11 protein-coding genes are annotated in these 13,770 nt (G+C 68.3%); 8 read left to right on the top strand and 3 right to left on the bottom strand.

What is annotated here, in order from left to right:
* Positions 1-2: 2 nt before the first annotated feature.
* Positions 3-425: a VOC family protein gene (locus METUNV2_RS0104610; RefSeq protein WP_018228324.1), complete on the top strand. Its 423-nt coding sequence runs from the start codon at positions 3-5 to the stop codon at positions 423-425.
* Positions 426-435: 10 nt separating this feature from the next.
* Here the strand turns inward: METUNV2_RS0104610 and METUNV2_RS0104605 are convergent, their stop codons facing one another.
* Entirely contained in the window at positions 436-2,178 is a 1,743-nt protein-coding gene (locus tag METUNV2_RS0104605) for an ATP-binding protein (RefSeq protein ID WP_018228323.1), read from the bottom strand.
* Between the two features lie 242 nt (positions 2,179-2,420).
* On the opposite strand from METUNV2_RS0104605, the gene METUNV2_RS0104600 reads away from it, so the two are divergent.
* Positions 2,421-3,134, top strand: coding sequence for a prepilin-type N-terminal cleavage/methylation domain-containing protein (locus METUNV2_RS0104600; RefSeq protein WP_018228322.1), 714 nt, complete (start codon positions 2,421-2,423; stop codon positions 3,132-3,134).
* A gap of 74 nt (positions 3,135-3,208) precedes the next feature.
* Here the strand turns inward: METUNV2_RS0104600 and METUNV2_RS0104595 are convergent, their stop codons facing one another.
* Entirely contained in the window at positions 3,209-5,227 is a 2,019-nt protein-coding gene (locus tag METUNV2_RS0104595) for a monovalent cation:proton antiporter family protein (protein WP_036271282.1), read from the bottom strand.
* Between the two features lie 180 nt (positions 5,228-5,407).
* Between METUNV2_RS0104595 and METUNV2_RS0104590 the strand changes: the two genes are divergently transcribed.
* From METUNV2_RS0104590 to METUNV2_RS0104565, 6 genes are all read left to right on the top strand, one after another.
* Positions 5,408-6,397, top strand: a complete 990-nt coding sequence (locus METUNV2_RS0104590; RefSeq protein WP_018228320.1) for a KpsF/GutQ family sugar-phosphate isomerase — start codon at positions 5,408-5,410, stop codon at positions 6,395-6,397.
* Entirely contained in the window at positions 6,394-6,924 is a 531-nt protein-coding gene (locus METUNV2_RS0104585) for a KdsC family phosphatase (protein ID WP_018228319.1), read from the top strand. Before METUNV2_RS0104590 ends, METUNV2_RS0104585 begins: the two co-directional genes overlap by 4 nt.
* On the top strand, positions 6,921-7,502 hold the full coding sequence (gene lptC, locus METUNV2_RS0104580) for an LPS export ABC transporter periplasmic protein LptC (RefSeq protein ID WP_018228318.1): 582 nt from the start codon (positions 6,921-6,923) through the stop codon (positions 7,500-7,502). Before METUNV2_RS0104585 ends, lptC begins: the two co-directional genes overlap by 4 nt.
* A complete protein-coding gene (lptA, locus tag METUNV2_RS0104575) occupies positions 7,499-8,056 on the top strand; it encodes a lipopolysaccharide transport periplasmic protein LptA (RefSeq protein WP_008057735.1) in 558 nt (185 codons plus the stop codon). Before lptC ends, lptA begins: the two co-directional genes overlap by 4 nt.
* A gap of 136 nt (positions 8,057-8,192) precedes the next feature.
* Positions 8,193-8,267 (top strand): pyrroloquinoline quinone precursor peptide PqqA, encoded by a 75-nt coding sequence (gene pqqA / locus METUNV2_RS19475; protein WP_008060142.1) that lies wholly within the window; start codon positions 8,193-8,195, stop codon positions 8,265-8,267.
* A gap of 183 nt (positions 8,268-8,450) precedes the next feature.
* Positions 8,451-9,593, top strand: coding sequence for a response regulator (locus METUNV2_RS0104565; RefSeq protein WP_018228316.1), 1,143 nt, complete (start codon positions 8,451-8,453; stop codon positions 9,591-9,593).
* A gap of 7 nt (positions 9,594-9,600) precedes the next feature.
* On the opposite strand, the gene METUNV2_RS0104560 is transcribed toward METUNV2_RS0104565, so the two are convergent.
* Positions 9,601-13,611, bottom strand: a complete 4,011-nt coding sequence (locus tag METUNV2_RS0104560) for a response regulator (RefSeq protein ID WP_026187866.1) — start codon at positions 13,609-13,611, stop codon at positions 9,601-9,603.
* Between the last annotated feature and the right edge of the window lie 159 nt (positions 13,612-13,770).

Here is a 13,770-nt window from a genome sequence, read left to right as displayed (position 1 = left end):
CGGTGAAGCCCTGCGTTTCGCTCATCACGCTGGGCGTGGACGACCTGGAGCGAGCGCTGGCCTTCTACCGTGACGGGCTGGGCTGGCCGACCGAAGGCATCGTCGGCCGCGAATTCGAGCACGGTGCGGTCGCCTTCTTCGAACTGCAGCCGGGGCTGAGGCTGGCGCTGTGGCCGCGAGCCAGCCTCGGGCATGAGACCGGTATCACGCCGGGCGCGCCGGACCCGACCGGCTTTTCGCTGGCGCACAACGTCGGTTCAAAGCCGGCGGTGGACGCGGTGATGACGCAGGCGTCTGCCGCCGGTGCCCGGGTGGTGAAACCCGCCGCGGACACCTTCTGGGGCGGCTACGCCGGCTGCTTTGCCGACCCGGACGGCCATCTGTGGGAAGTGGCGTGGAACCCGGCCTGGCCGATGGACGAATGATTCCGCGCGATCAGGGCTCGGTCGAGAAGTCCCTGGGCCTCGGCGCCAGCGCAAAGCGCACGCAGCCCTCGCGGTTCAGTTCCAGCGTCAGCGCGTAGCCGGCCGCTTCGGCCAGGCGGGCGGACTGATAGAGGCCGACGCCCAGACCGTTGGCGGAGGCGACCGGTTCGCGCAGCAGGCCGGCTTCGACCTCCGGCCGGATGGCGCTGCCGTCGTCCTCGACCGACAGTCGCTCGCCGCCCAGACGCAGCACGATGACGATGCCCGGTTCGGCCAGCCGCTTCTGCAGCGCGTTGGCGATCAGGTTTTCCGCAACCGCCGTATAGAGGGCCCCGGGCAGCCACTGGTCGGGGTCGGTCGCCCCCTCCACCGCCACGCGCTGTCCGGCGAAGCGGGCAGACATGGCAAGCAGCCATTCGGGGGCCGGCATCCATTCGCCGTCGGCTGGCGTGGGCCGGCGCAGCTTGTCCAGCGTCGCTTCCAGCCGCGCGGTGATGACCGGCAGCTGGCGGGCCAGCAGCGCGTTGGCGCGCGCCGCGTCGTCCGGGCCGTCGGCTTCCTGCAGCGCGTAGCACAGCGTGTTCAGCGACTGCAGCAGGTTCTTCACATCGTGGGTGAGGCGGGCGCCGGTGTCGTGAATGGCCGACAGATAGCTCAGCCGTCGCAGTTCCTCGGCGCGCAGCCGCGCCTGATAGAACTGACCGAGCAGCTGCACCAGCAGGTTGAAGTGCCACACCAGCCCGCCTGACAGCGGGCGTTCGGTGTACAGCGCCAGTTCAAGCAGCGGATGCTCGAAATCGTAGCGCTGCGCGCCGCGCCCGCCGAAGCGGCCTTCGTGCGCCGGACCGTCGCCGCCTCGGGTACGCCATTCACCGCCCGCCACCAGCGGCAGCGCCAGCAGACGGTTGGCGGCACGGGCGACGAAATCCTCCGGCCGGCCGTCGCGCTCGGACAGCGCGGCCAGGCTTTCCAGCCAGCGCTCGTAGGGCAGCGCCAGCGACAGCACATAGCGGGTGAAGGCCACGCCCAGCCCGCCGAATCCGCCGCGCGGATTCCACGCCCAGCTCAGCAGCAGCAGCATCGCGGCCAGCACGCCCAGCGTGCCGAGCAGCGCCCGCAGGTAATCGACACCGGACAGCAGCATCGCAGCCAGCGTGCCCAGCGCCAGCACCGCCAGCAGCAGCAGGACGAAGAGGCCGGACACGAAGTCGAGTACGTCGCGGTCGCGGTCAGCGCGTTCGTGGCCGGACACGCCCAGCATCACGGTGAGCGCCAGCGGCGACAGCCACAGGCCGAGCGGGGCGATGCCGGCCGGCACCGACAGGCCGGGCGGCAGAGCGCGCGGCAAGGCCACGGTAAACAGCGCGGTGATCAGATAGGCCAGCGCGCCCAGGTAGTACACCCGCGGCCCGCGCGAGGTCGAATAGAACACCTTGCCGCCGATCAGGCCGGCCAGCAGCAGCATCCACAGACTGAGCACGCGCGGCCCGTAGAACACCACCAGCGCCAGCACCACGACCGCCAGTGCCGCCAGCCCGCGCGCTTCGACGCGGCTGTGCACGCCGACCAGCGGCTGCCACATCAGCAGCAGTCCGACATGGACCAGCAGCAGCACACGGCCGTAGCTCACGTCCTCGCCCACCCAGAGCAGCGCGTGCAGGCTGGCCAGCACGCACAGCAGCAGCCAGGGCCGGACGGCGGACAGCCAGGTCAGCAGCCGGGCGATATGGGCGGAGGTGTCCGGCCGGTTCACGCGCCGGCCCTCACCCGCAGCGGGGCGCCATGCCGATGACCGGATCGTGACGAATCTGTCGAAAAACGGTCACAGCTGGACAGTGATTCGGGCCGTGATTTGAACGTATGACCAAGGTCATACGCGCCCTTTGAAACAGGCATCGAAAAAAATCGTTTCGGATTCAGCATGATGCGCACTGCCGGCCAAATCTGCCCGGAACAGGCACGGAACATGCAGGATTCCTCGCAAGGAGACACTTCATGAAATCCACGCAACAAGGTTTCACACTGGTCGAAATCGCCATCGTATTGGTCATTATCGGTCTGCTGCTCGGCGGCGTGCTCAAGGGTCAGGAACTGATCAACAGCGCGAAGGCGAAAAGCCTGGTGAACGACTTCCGCACCATTTCGACCGCGATCTACGCCTACCAGGACCGCTTCCGCTTCATGCCCGGTGACGACCCGGCCGCCGGCCAGCACGTGGGCGGCGCCAATGCCAGCAGTCCGAACACCGAGGCGCGCGGCAACGGTCGCATCGGCGGCAGCTGGAATTCGACCACCGCGACCGATGAAGCCTTCCTGGTGTGGCAGCACCTGCGCATGGCCAATCTGCTGACCGGCACCAGCGACATCAGCGATACCGGCGCCGCCAGCCCTTACTATCCGAAAAATGCCGACAACGGCCGCATCGGCATCACCGGCGCAGCACCGATCACGCCGGCCACAAGCTCGGCCACATCCAACCCGTCGGCCGCGTTGCCGATGACCGGCGCCTTCTTCATCTGTTCCGACGGCATTTCCGCCCGTCTTGCACGCCAGGTCGATTCAACCATGGACGACGGCGCCACCAACACCGGCAACGTGCGCGCGATGTCGCAGACCGATGGCGCCGGTGCCGCCACCGGCACCGCGGTCGAAATCACGCCGGCACTGGAAGCCGAAGGCCGCCTCTACACGGTCTGCGTCGCCTTCTGATCGACGCCTGACGCCCGGCCGGGAACGCAGCACGCCCGGCCGGTCCTCCCCGCCCCTTCCCGCCTCGTTTCGTCCTACCCCCGCTTCTCTTCCCGCACGCTCGGCCGCTTCAGCAGCCCGGCTTCGCCCTTCAGCAGCCGCGACTCCGCCTTCGCCAGTTCGGCCGGCTCGCCCAGCAGCACCACCACGTCACCGCTTTCAAAAGCCAGATCGGAACTGGGCTCCAGCGCACGGATGCCGCGCCGGCGGATCGCGCTCACCTCGACCCGCACGTCCTCGAAACGGAATTCGTCGATGCGGTGGCCGATGGCCCAGGCGCCGGGTGCCAGCGTGACCGAATGCAGCCGCTTGTGCTGCGCCTCGCTGACCGCCTCTTCCGCCAGATGCTCGGCGCCGCGGTAGAGACCGCGCAGCAGGTGGTAACGGTCGCCGCGCAGCTGGCGAATGCGCTTGAGCACCCGGTTCAGCGGCACACCCAGCAGCACCAGCGCGTGGGTGGCCAGCATCAGCGACGATTCCAGCGATTCCGGCACCACCTCGGTGGCACCCGCGGTCGACAGCTTGTCGTAGTCGCGCTCATCGAAGGTGCGCACCACCACCGGCACGTCCGGCCGCAGGTCGTTGGCGAGGTGGATCACCCGCATCGCCGCGTCGGTATCGACAAAGGTGACCACCACGATGGACGCGCGCGCAATGCCGGCGGCGATCAGCGTTTCACGCTTGCCGGCGTCGCCGAACACCACGGTTTCGCCGGCCGCCGCCGCCTCGCGCACCCGTTCCGGGTCGAGATCCAGCGCGATGAAGGTGATGCCCTCGTTCTCCAGAAAGCGGCCGAGGTACTGGCCGTTGCGGCCGTAGCCGCACACGATGGCGTGGCTGTCGGTGGCCAGGGTCTGGGCGGCGATGGAGGTGAGCTGCATCGAGCGCAGCAGCCATTCCGACGGCACCAGCCGCAGCACGATGCGGTCGGCGTAGTGGGCGATGATGGGCGCGGTGAGCAGGGTGAGCAGCAGCGCGGCCAGCACGATCTGCAGGATGCGGTCCGGGATCAGGTTGGCGGCATCGGCCAGCGCCATCAGCACGAAACCGAATTCGCCACCGGCGCACAGCCACAGACCCACGCGCAGCGCATTGCCGGGCGACGAGCCGAACAGCCGCGACGCGCCGGCCGCCACCACGAACTTGCCGATCAGGATGAACAGCACCGTCGCCAGCACGAAAAACAGGTCGGAAAACACCAGCGTCAGATCCAGCTTCATGCCGATGGTGACGAAGAACAGCCCGAGCAGCACGTCGCGGAAGGGCTTGATGTCCTCTTCCACCTGATAGCGGTACTGGGTTTCCGAAATGAGCATGCCGGCGAGGAAGGCGCCCAGCGCCAGCGACAGGCCGGCCAGTTCGGTCGCGAACGCCATGCCCAGCGTCACCAGCAGCACGTTGAGCATGAACAGTTCGGGCGACTTGCGCATGGCCACGATGTGGAACCAGCGCTGCATCATCCGCGGGCCGAGGTAGAGGATGACGGTGAGCGCCACCGTCGCCTTGACCGCGGCCAGCGCCAGCGCTTCCATGCTTTCTTCCGCACCCAGCGCCAGCACCGGAATGACCACCAGGAAGGGCACCACCGCCAGATCCTGGAACAGCAGCACGCCCACCACCTGCCGGCCGTGGGTGGAATCCAGTTCCAGCCGCTCGACCAGCAGCTTGATCAGCACCGCGGTTGAGGACATCGCGATCGCGCCGCCCACCGCCACCGCACCCTTGAAACTGAGGCCGAACAGCCAGGCGAAACTGACCACGCCCAGCACGGTGAAGGCGACCTGGGCCGCGCCCAGGCCGAACACCAGCCGCTTCATCGAAAACAGCTTGGGCAGCGAGAATTCGAGCCCGATCGAGAACATCAGGAACACGATGCCGTACTCGGCGAAATGACGCGCCTCGTCGGTATCGGGGATGAAAGCCAGCGCATGCGGGCCGGCGAGCGCGCCGACCAGCAGGTAACCGAGAATGGGGGGCAGTCCGACGCTGCGGAACAGGCCCACCACCAGCACCGAGGCGGTAAGCAGAAGAAGAACCAGCTCGAGGGCAGACATGGTGGCTTTGCGTTCGGTCCGGCCCCGCATCCCGGAGCGGCCGCCTGTCGGAGCAGGTTGTTATAATCCGGGCCGATCATAACCGATCGCCCCTGCGCCCGTAGTACGGGCGACTGACGGCGCCCGACCACGCTCTACAGCGCATACGCTGCCACCCATCCCGATTTCCCTGTACCGCGCATGACAAACGCCGCCCCGACCGACAGCCCCACCCTGCTCGCCAGCGCCCGCCGCGTGCTCGACATCGAAGCACGCGCGCTCGACACGCTATCGGCCCGGCTGGGCGAGGAATTCGCCCGCGCGGTACGCCTCATCCTGGACAGCCCGGGCCGGGTGGTGGTGAGCGGGCTGGGCAAGTCCGGCCACATCGCGCGCAAGATCGCGGCCACCATGGCCAGCACCGGCACACCGGCCTATTTCGTCCACGCGGCTGAAGCGCTGCACGGCGATCTCGGCATGATCCACCGCGACGACGTGCTGATCGCGCTGTCCAACTCCGGCGAAACCGCCGAGCTGCTGGCGGTGGTGCCGCTGGTGCGCCGCCAGGGTGGCAGCACCATCGCGATGACCGGCAAGCCGGCCTCCACGCTGGCCACGCTGGCCGACGTGCATCTGGACGCCGGTGTCGAGTTCGAGGCCTGTTCGCTCAATCTCGCGCCGACCGCCAGCACCACCTGCGCGCTCGCGCTGGGCGACGCGCTGGCCGTGGCGCTGCTGGAAGCGCGCGGCTTCCGCGAAGACGACTTCGCGCGCAGCCACCCGGGCGGCGCGCTCGGCCGCCGCCTGCTCACCCATGTGCGCGACGTGATGCGCGCCCGCGACGCGGTGCCCACCGTGACCACCGCCTCCACCGTGACCGAAGCGCTGCTGCAGGTCACCCGCGGCGGCATGGGCATGACCGTGGTGCTCGACGCGAACGGCGCGGTGGCCGGCGTGTTCACCGACGGTGACCTGCGCCGCGCGATCGACCGGCTGGGCGACGTGCGCGCGGTGCCGGTGGCCGACGTGATGAGCCGCCATCCGAAATCGATACCGGCCCACAGGCTGGCCGCCGAGGCGGCCGACCTGATGGAAACCCAGCGCGTCAGCCAGCTGCTGGTGACCGACGAACACGGCGCGCTGGCCGGCGCGCTGACCATGCACGACCTGATGCAGGCCAAGGTGATATGAGCGAAAGCACGGTACTGGAGGCCGCCCGCAGGGTGCGCCTGATGGGATTCGACGTCGACGGCGTGATGACTGACGGCACCATCTGGTTCGGGCCCGAGGGCGATTCGCTCAAGGGCTTCAATACGCTGGACGGCCACGGCCTGAAGATGCTGGCCGGCGCCGGTGTCGAGGTGGTCATCATTTCCGGCCGCTCGTCGCCGGCGGTGCGCCACCGTGCCGCCAACCTCGGCATCACCACCGCGCTGCTCGGCGTCGAGAACAAGCGCGAGGCGATGCGCGAGCTGGCCACGGCCCGCGGGCTGGACATGGACGAATGCGGCTACATGGGCGACGACATCGTCGACCTGCAGGTGCTGCGCGCCTGCGGCTTCTCGGCCGCGCCCGCCAACGCCCACTTCTTCGTGCGCCAGCACGTCGCCTGGGTGGCCGAAGCCGACGGCGGCCGCGGCGCGGTGCGCGAGGTGTGCGAGTACCTGCTCGACGCCCGCGGCGCGCTCGACGACCTGCTGCAGGACTGCCTGCGTTGAACCTCCAGCGTCATGTGCAGCAGGCGCTGCCGCTGCTCATCCTCATCCTGCTGGCCGGCCTGACCGTATGGCTGGAGCGCGCCACGCGGGTGGAAGACAGACCGTCGTCCGGCAAGCTCAGGCACGACCCGGACGTGATCGTCGACAACTTCACGCTGCGCCGCTTCGACGAGAAGGGCGAAGTGCAGCACACGCTGAACGGCACGCAGCTGCGCCACTTTCCGGACGACGACAGCACCGAGCTGGACGCCCCCAATCTGGTGTATCGCGGCAAGGTGTCACCGACCCGGATCACCGCAGACCGCGCGCTGCTGACCAAGGACGGCAAGGAAGCCATCCTGCGCGACAATGTGCGGGTGCGGCGCGAGGCCGGCCCGTCCAACCCGGAAATGACGCTGGACACCACGCTGCTCTATGTCTACCCGGATGACGAGATCGCGAAGACCGACCAGCCGGTGAAGATGACCCACGGAAAATCGGTGGCGAACGGCGTCGGCCTGTTCGCCGACCGCGTCAAACAGACCTACGTGCTCGAATCGCGCGTCAAAGCCACCATCGAAAGAAGCCGCCGCCCATGACCCCGCGCACCGCACTGAAGGGCCTCTGCGCCCTGCACCTTCTGGCCGCCGCCGCCCTCCCGCTGCCGGCGCTGGCCGAGCGCGCCGACCGCGAAAAACCGGTCAACCTCGAAGCCGACAAGGTGACGGTCGATGACCGCACCCGTACCCACGTGTTCGAGGGCAATGTGGTGTTCACCCAGGGCACGCTCACGATCAAGGCGAACAAGGTGGTGGTGACCCAGGACGCGACCGGCTACCAGAAGGGCGTGGCCACCGGCGGCGAAGGCGGCCTGGCACGCTTCCGCCAGAAGCGCGAGGGCATCAACGAGTGGATGGAAGGCGAGGCCGAGCGCATCGAGCACGACGCCAAGACCGAAATCACCCGCTTCTTCGTGCGTTCGCACGTGAAGAGCGGTGGCGACGAGGTGCGCGGCCAGTACATCGAATACAACTCGCTGACCGAGAACTACACGGTGACCAATTCCTCCGACGCGAAATCGGTGCCGTCGGCCGGCGACCAGTCGAAGCGGGTGCGCGCCATCATCCAGCCCAAGACCGCACCGAAGGAGTAAGCGGCGCCGGGTCATGATTTTCATGACCCGCTTTTCAGCAGTGGCACGAAGCCGGCAGCGGTCACCCTTCCCATACTTTCATCCAGGCAGCGCAGTCGCGCTGCTCTGTCAGAAACACAACATTCAGGAGAGAGATATGAGCTGGGAAACCCCGAAGGCCACCGACCTGCGTTTCGGCTTCGAAATCACCATGTATGTTGCCAACCGCTGAGTCGGCGCGTATAGAAAGAAACGGCGGCTTGTCCGCCGTTTTTTTTCGTCCGTTGAAAACTTCGCGGACGGTGCGCGCAGCCGTATGCGGAACGCTTGCTGCACAGCGGCGTCCACGTCGTGGTAAAATATCCCGCGCCGGGTGAGGCGCGGCACGCCCCGGTCCTTACCCACAGGAGACCCCGTGCTGAATCAAGCGGAACCCGCCGCGCCGCGGCCCCCGAGGCAGACGGTGCTGGTGGCCGACGACACGCCGGAGAACATCGACCTGCTCAGCGGTCTGCTGCATCAGGACTACCGGGTCAAGGTGGCCACCAATGGCGAGAAGGCGCTGGCCATCATCAATTCGGACGACCCGCCGGACCTCATCCTGCTCGACGTCATGATGCCGGGCATGAATGGCTACGACGTGTGCCGCCGCATCAAGGCCAACCCGGACCGCCGCGGCATTCCGGTCATCTTCGTCACCGCCATGACTTCGATCGAGGACGAGCGCCTCGGGCTGGAAGTCGGCGCGGTGGACTACATCACCAAGCCGATCAGCCCGCCCATCGTGTGCGCCCGGGTGCGCACGCATCTGGCGCTGTACGACCAGACCCGCGCGCTGGAAGAGCGGGTACGCGAACGCACCGCGGAGCTGCTCGCATCGCGCCAGCAGATCATCCGCCGGCTGGGTCGCGCCGCCGAGTTCCGCGACAACGAAACCGGCAATCACGTCATCCGCATGAGCTACTACGCGCGGCTGATCGGCGAGGCCAGCGGGCTGGAACAGGCGGCCGCAGAACTGCTGTTCAACACCGCGTCCATGCACGACATCGGCAAGATCGGTATTCCGGACGCGGTGCTGCTGAAACCGGGGCCGCTCAGCACCGCGGAATGGGCCGTCATGCGCCGGCACCCGGAAATCGGCGCCGAAATCATTGGCCGGCACGATGACGAGCTGCTGGACACCGCACGCACCATCGCGCTCACCCACCACGAACGTTTCGATGGCAGCGGCTATCCGCACGGGCTGATCGGCGAGGCCATTCCGCTGTTCGGCCGTATCGTGGCCATCGCCGACGTGTTCGACGCGCTGATGAACAAGCGCCCGTACAAGGACGCGATGGCGGTGGAGGACACGCTGCAGGTGATGGCGCGCAGCACCGGTACGCACTTCGATCCACGGCTGGTCGAGGCTTTCCACCGCGCATTGCCGGACATGCTGCGCATCCACGACACCTATGCCGATACCCACGGCCCGATGACCGATGTCGATGTGCCGCCGGAGGCCGCCCGCCCGTCGTCCGGGCCCTTGGCGGAGGCGGCAACCGGCGCGACCGACTGAAGACAGCTCAGCGCGGCGTGCCGGCGCGCTCGCGCAGCGCTTCCAGCCAGCTGGCGGCGCGTTCGAAGTCGTAGCGCTTGAGCGCCTCGTGCAGCGAGGTGGCCAGCGATTCCAGCGGGGTGCCCGACAGCGTGCGCATCAGGTCCGCCGCCAGCGGTCGCGCTTCGGCGTCGCTGTCCGCGATCAGGCTCTGCAGCAGCGACAGCGGCTCGACCAGGGATGCCCGGTCAGGCGGGTCGCGCTCTTCACCGGCCGGGTCGGCCAGCCAGGCGTGCGCCTGCAGGGCGTCGAGCAGCGCGTTCAGTTCGCGCCCGGTCGCGCTCAGCGCATCAGTCACCTCTGCCGCCGGTGCGGCGGCACTGACCCGATCTTCCAGCCTGGAAGCCATGCGGTGCAGCGCATCCGCACCGATGGTGCCGGCCAGGCCGCGCAGCGTATGCACCAGCCGGCCCTGCATCGCGGCGTCGTCCATCGCCCGCGCCAGATCGAACTGTTCGACGAAGTCGCGCTGGCTGCGCACGAAACCGTGCAGTACCCGCCGGTAGAGCGGTGTCTTGCCCATGCAGTGCGACAGGCCGGCGGCGGTATCCAGCCCGGGCAGCGGCGGCACCTCCGCGTCGCCGGCCGGCGCGGCCTCGGGCAGCGGCGCCGCACTGCCGCGCGGCTGCAGCCAGCGAGCCAGCGTGGCGAACATCTGCGGCACGTCCAGCGGCTTCGGGATGCAGTCGTTCATGCCGCAGGCACGCATGCGCTCGCGGTCGGTTTCCAGCACGCTGGCGGTCATCGCGATCACCGGCAGCGCCTCCAGTCCGGGCAGCGCGCGCAGTTCGCGGGTGGCGGTATAGCCGTCGATGACCGGCATCTGGCAGTCCATCAGCACCGCGTCGAAGCGGCCATCGCCGGCCAGCAGGTCCAGCGCCTGCCGGCCGTCGCCGACCACCTTCACCTCGATGCCGGCGCCTTCCAGCAGATCCACCGCCAGTTCCTGGTTCAGTTCGTTGTCCTCGACCAGCAGCACCCGGGCGCCGGCCAGCCCGGCGGCGGCCTCCGCACCGTTGTCGGCACCCGGATGGCGCGCGCTGTCCTGACGCCGGCCGTAAGCCTGCGACACGGCATCCAGCAGCGAGGACGGCGTGACCGGCTTGTGCAGCACCGCCTCGAACTGCCGGCCGGCCGACTGGGTGGCGACATCGTCTCGCCCCAGCGCGGTGACCAGGATGAGACGCACGCCGCGGCGCGGCCAGCGGCACCGTATCTCCTCCGCCAGCTGCACGCCGTCCATGCCGGGCATCTTCCAGTCGATCAGCAGCAGGCCGTAGCGCGCGCCGTCGTGCTCCAGCCTTTCCAGCGCCTCGTCGGCACTGCCGGCGACGTCGGTGTCCAGCCCCATGCCGCGGCACAGCGTGGCCAGTACCTCGCGCGCACCGGCATGGTCATCCACCACCAGCACCCGGGTGCCGCTCGCTTCGCCGGCCAGCGCCGGCCGCGACGGTGCGGCACTCTGCTGCAGACCGAAGCAGGCGGTGAAATGGAAGGTGGAGCCACGGCCGGGCGCGCTGTCCACCCAGATGCGGCCCCCCATCAGTTCCACCAGCTGGCGGGAAATGGTGAGCCCCAGCCCAGTACCACCGTAGCGGCGGGTAATCGAACTGTCGGCCTGGGTGAAGGGCTTGAACAGGCGGGCAATCTGCGCCTCTTCCATGCCGATGCCGGAATCGCTGACCGTGAAATGCAGTTCGACCGTGCTTTCGTCGCATGACTGCAGCGCCACGCCTATGGTCACGTCGCCGCGCTCGGTGAACTTGATCGCGTTGCTGCCCAGGTTGATCAGTACCTGGCCCAGCCGCACCGGATCGCCGATCAACGCGGTGGGTATGCCGGCGTCGGCGCTGAACAGCAGTTCGAGGTTCTTTTCCTCCGCCTTCACGCCGATCACGTCGACCAGGTGGTCGATCACCGCGTCCAGCCGGAAATCGATGCGCTCGATGTCCAGCCGGCCGGATTCGATCTTCGACAGATCGAGAACATCGTTCAGGATGGACAGCAGGCCACGCGCCGCGCGGTGCGCCTTCTCGACGTAATTGCGCTGGCGCGGCGGCATGTCGTCGCGCAGTGCCAGATGAGTCATGCCGAGAATGGCATTCATCGGCGTGCGGATTTCATGCGACATGTTGGCCAGGAAGCTGGACTTGAGCCGGGCTGCCGCCTCGGCCGCGTCGCGCGCACGCTCAAGCGCCGCCTCGGCGTCCTTGCGCACGGTCACGTCGTGCGCCAGCAGGCAGTAGAGCTGGCGCCCGCCCTGGGTGATCGGAATCACCGCCAGCTCGACCGTGAAGACCTGGCTGTCGGCGCGCAGGAACTGCCATTCGCGCGTCTGCGCCCGGCCCTCGTCACGCGCCCGTGCCAGCAGCCGCTGAGCCGCCGCCTCACTGTCCTCGCCACCGGGCTGCAGCGCCGGCGACATCGGCGGCCGCCACGGCAGCAGATGCTGCAACGCCCGCTCCGATGCCGCGCCGAACATCTGCAGCGTGGCCGGATTGCAGCTGAGCACGCCGCCGTCGTCGCTGACGAACATGTAGCTGTCGAAGGAATGTTCGAACAGCGCGCGGAACTTGGCGTCGTTCAGCTTGCGTTCGGTGATGTCCAGCCAGTAGCCGTTGTACAGCGTGCCACCCTCGCCGTCCGGCACCGGCGCGCTGTCGAGCCGGAACCAGCGCGGGCCGGCAGGCGTGTCCATCTGCACTTCGCGGAAGCCGACCGGCGGTTTGTCCTCGTCCAGCCCGGACGCCTGCCAGGCCCGTTCAGGCGAACGCGCCAGTTCGTCCGCCGACACGCCGAAAAGCTGCTCCACTCCGTGACCGAGGAAGGCAAAGCGGCCCAGGCGGCCAAGCGGCTTGTGATACCGGAACACGGTCAGCGGCAGCGCATTGGCCAGATCCAGCAGTTCGCTGCGGGCGCGCTGAGCCTCCAGACTCTGCCGTTCGCGCCGTTGCCACAGCGCCAGCAGGGCCAGACCGAGCAGTGCCACGACGATGCCGCCGCCCACATGGCGCTGCCAGATCGGCGCCTCGTCGCGCATCGGCAGCAGCACCCACACGGTGTAGGGCGCGCCATCCATCGGCCGGCCGATCACCATGTGGCGCATGCCGTCTATCACCTGGAAATGCAGGGTCGTGCCGTCTGACATGTGCGTCTCGTCGTTCTGCCAGGGCAGGAAGGGCGGCGAGGTCTTGTACAGCGCGCGCAGCCTGTCTTCGGGCACCGAGGTGGTCACCGCCGGCACGAAGCGCTTCAGGACCACGCCGGCCGGCGAACCCAGCACCACCACGCCGTTGCTGTCGGTCACCAGCGCGAACTGGTCGTAACCGCCGAACAGGTGCTTCATTGCATCGGCTTCCTGCTTGATCGCGATCACGCCGGGAGCCCGGCCGGTCACATCGACCCGGGCCGCGAAGAAAAAGCCCGGCCGGTTGGTCACCCGCCCCATCAGGTACTGCTGCGACGCACCGGTCTCGACCGCCTCGCGCACATAGGCGCGATCCGAGAAATCGGTACCCAGAATGGCGCTGGCCTGGTGGAAACTGCTGTCGGCGATGGCCAGGCCGCGACCGTCGATCAGGAAGATGAGGGACACGCTGAAATCGTGGGCCACGGCATTGAACAGACTGCTCAGGCCGAGTACGTCGCGCCGGGCCAGCAGATCGTCGCGCACGGAACGGCCCGGAAACGCGCCGGCCGGATCGTCGGCATGACGCTCCAGATACTGCTGCAGCGTGCTCTGGCGCGACAGGGTGACCGGCAGCGCCGCCAGCTGGCGGAAGGTGGTGGACAGGGTTTCGTTCAGACTGCCCAGGCGCAGCGCGGTGCGGGCCTGCATGTCCACCAGATAGTCGGTGTGGGCGCGGTGCAGCAGCCAACCGGTGACCAGCGCGCAGCCGGTCAGCCAGACCAGCACACGCATGGCAAGACGTTGGCGCAGGCGCGCGAGGTCATCTTCCGGCGAGGGCGGCGTGGGCATTGTCATCATCGTGGCCGCCGGGTGGGTCCGGCGGTGCGCTGGTCAGGCAGGTTTTGGGCCTCGCCGCACCGGATACGATCCTTCGGTGACGAAGGTTACCGAAGGGCGGCAGCGTTCGGATCACTATAACGGACACCGCCACGCCGGGCTTGATCCCGC

This window comes from Methyloversatilis universalis EHg5 (assembly GCF_000378945.1).
In the GTDB taxonomy this organism is placed as follows: Bacteria; Pseudomonadota; Gammaproteobacteria; order Burkholderiales; family Rhodocyclaceae; genus Methyloversatilis; species Methyloversatilis universalis_A.
Note: the sequence above shows the minus strand (reverse complement) of the source record. Positions and strands in the feature narration are given on the sequence as shown.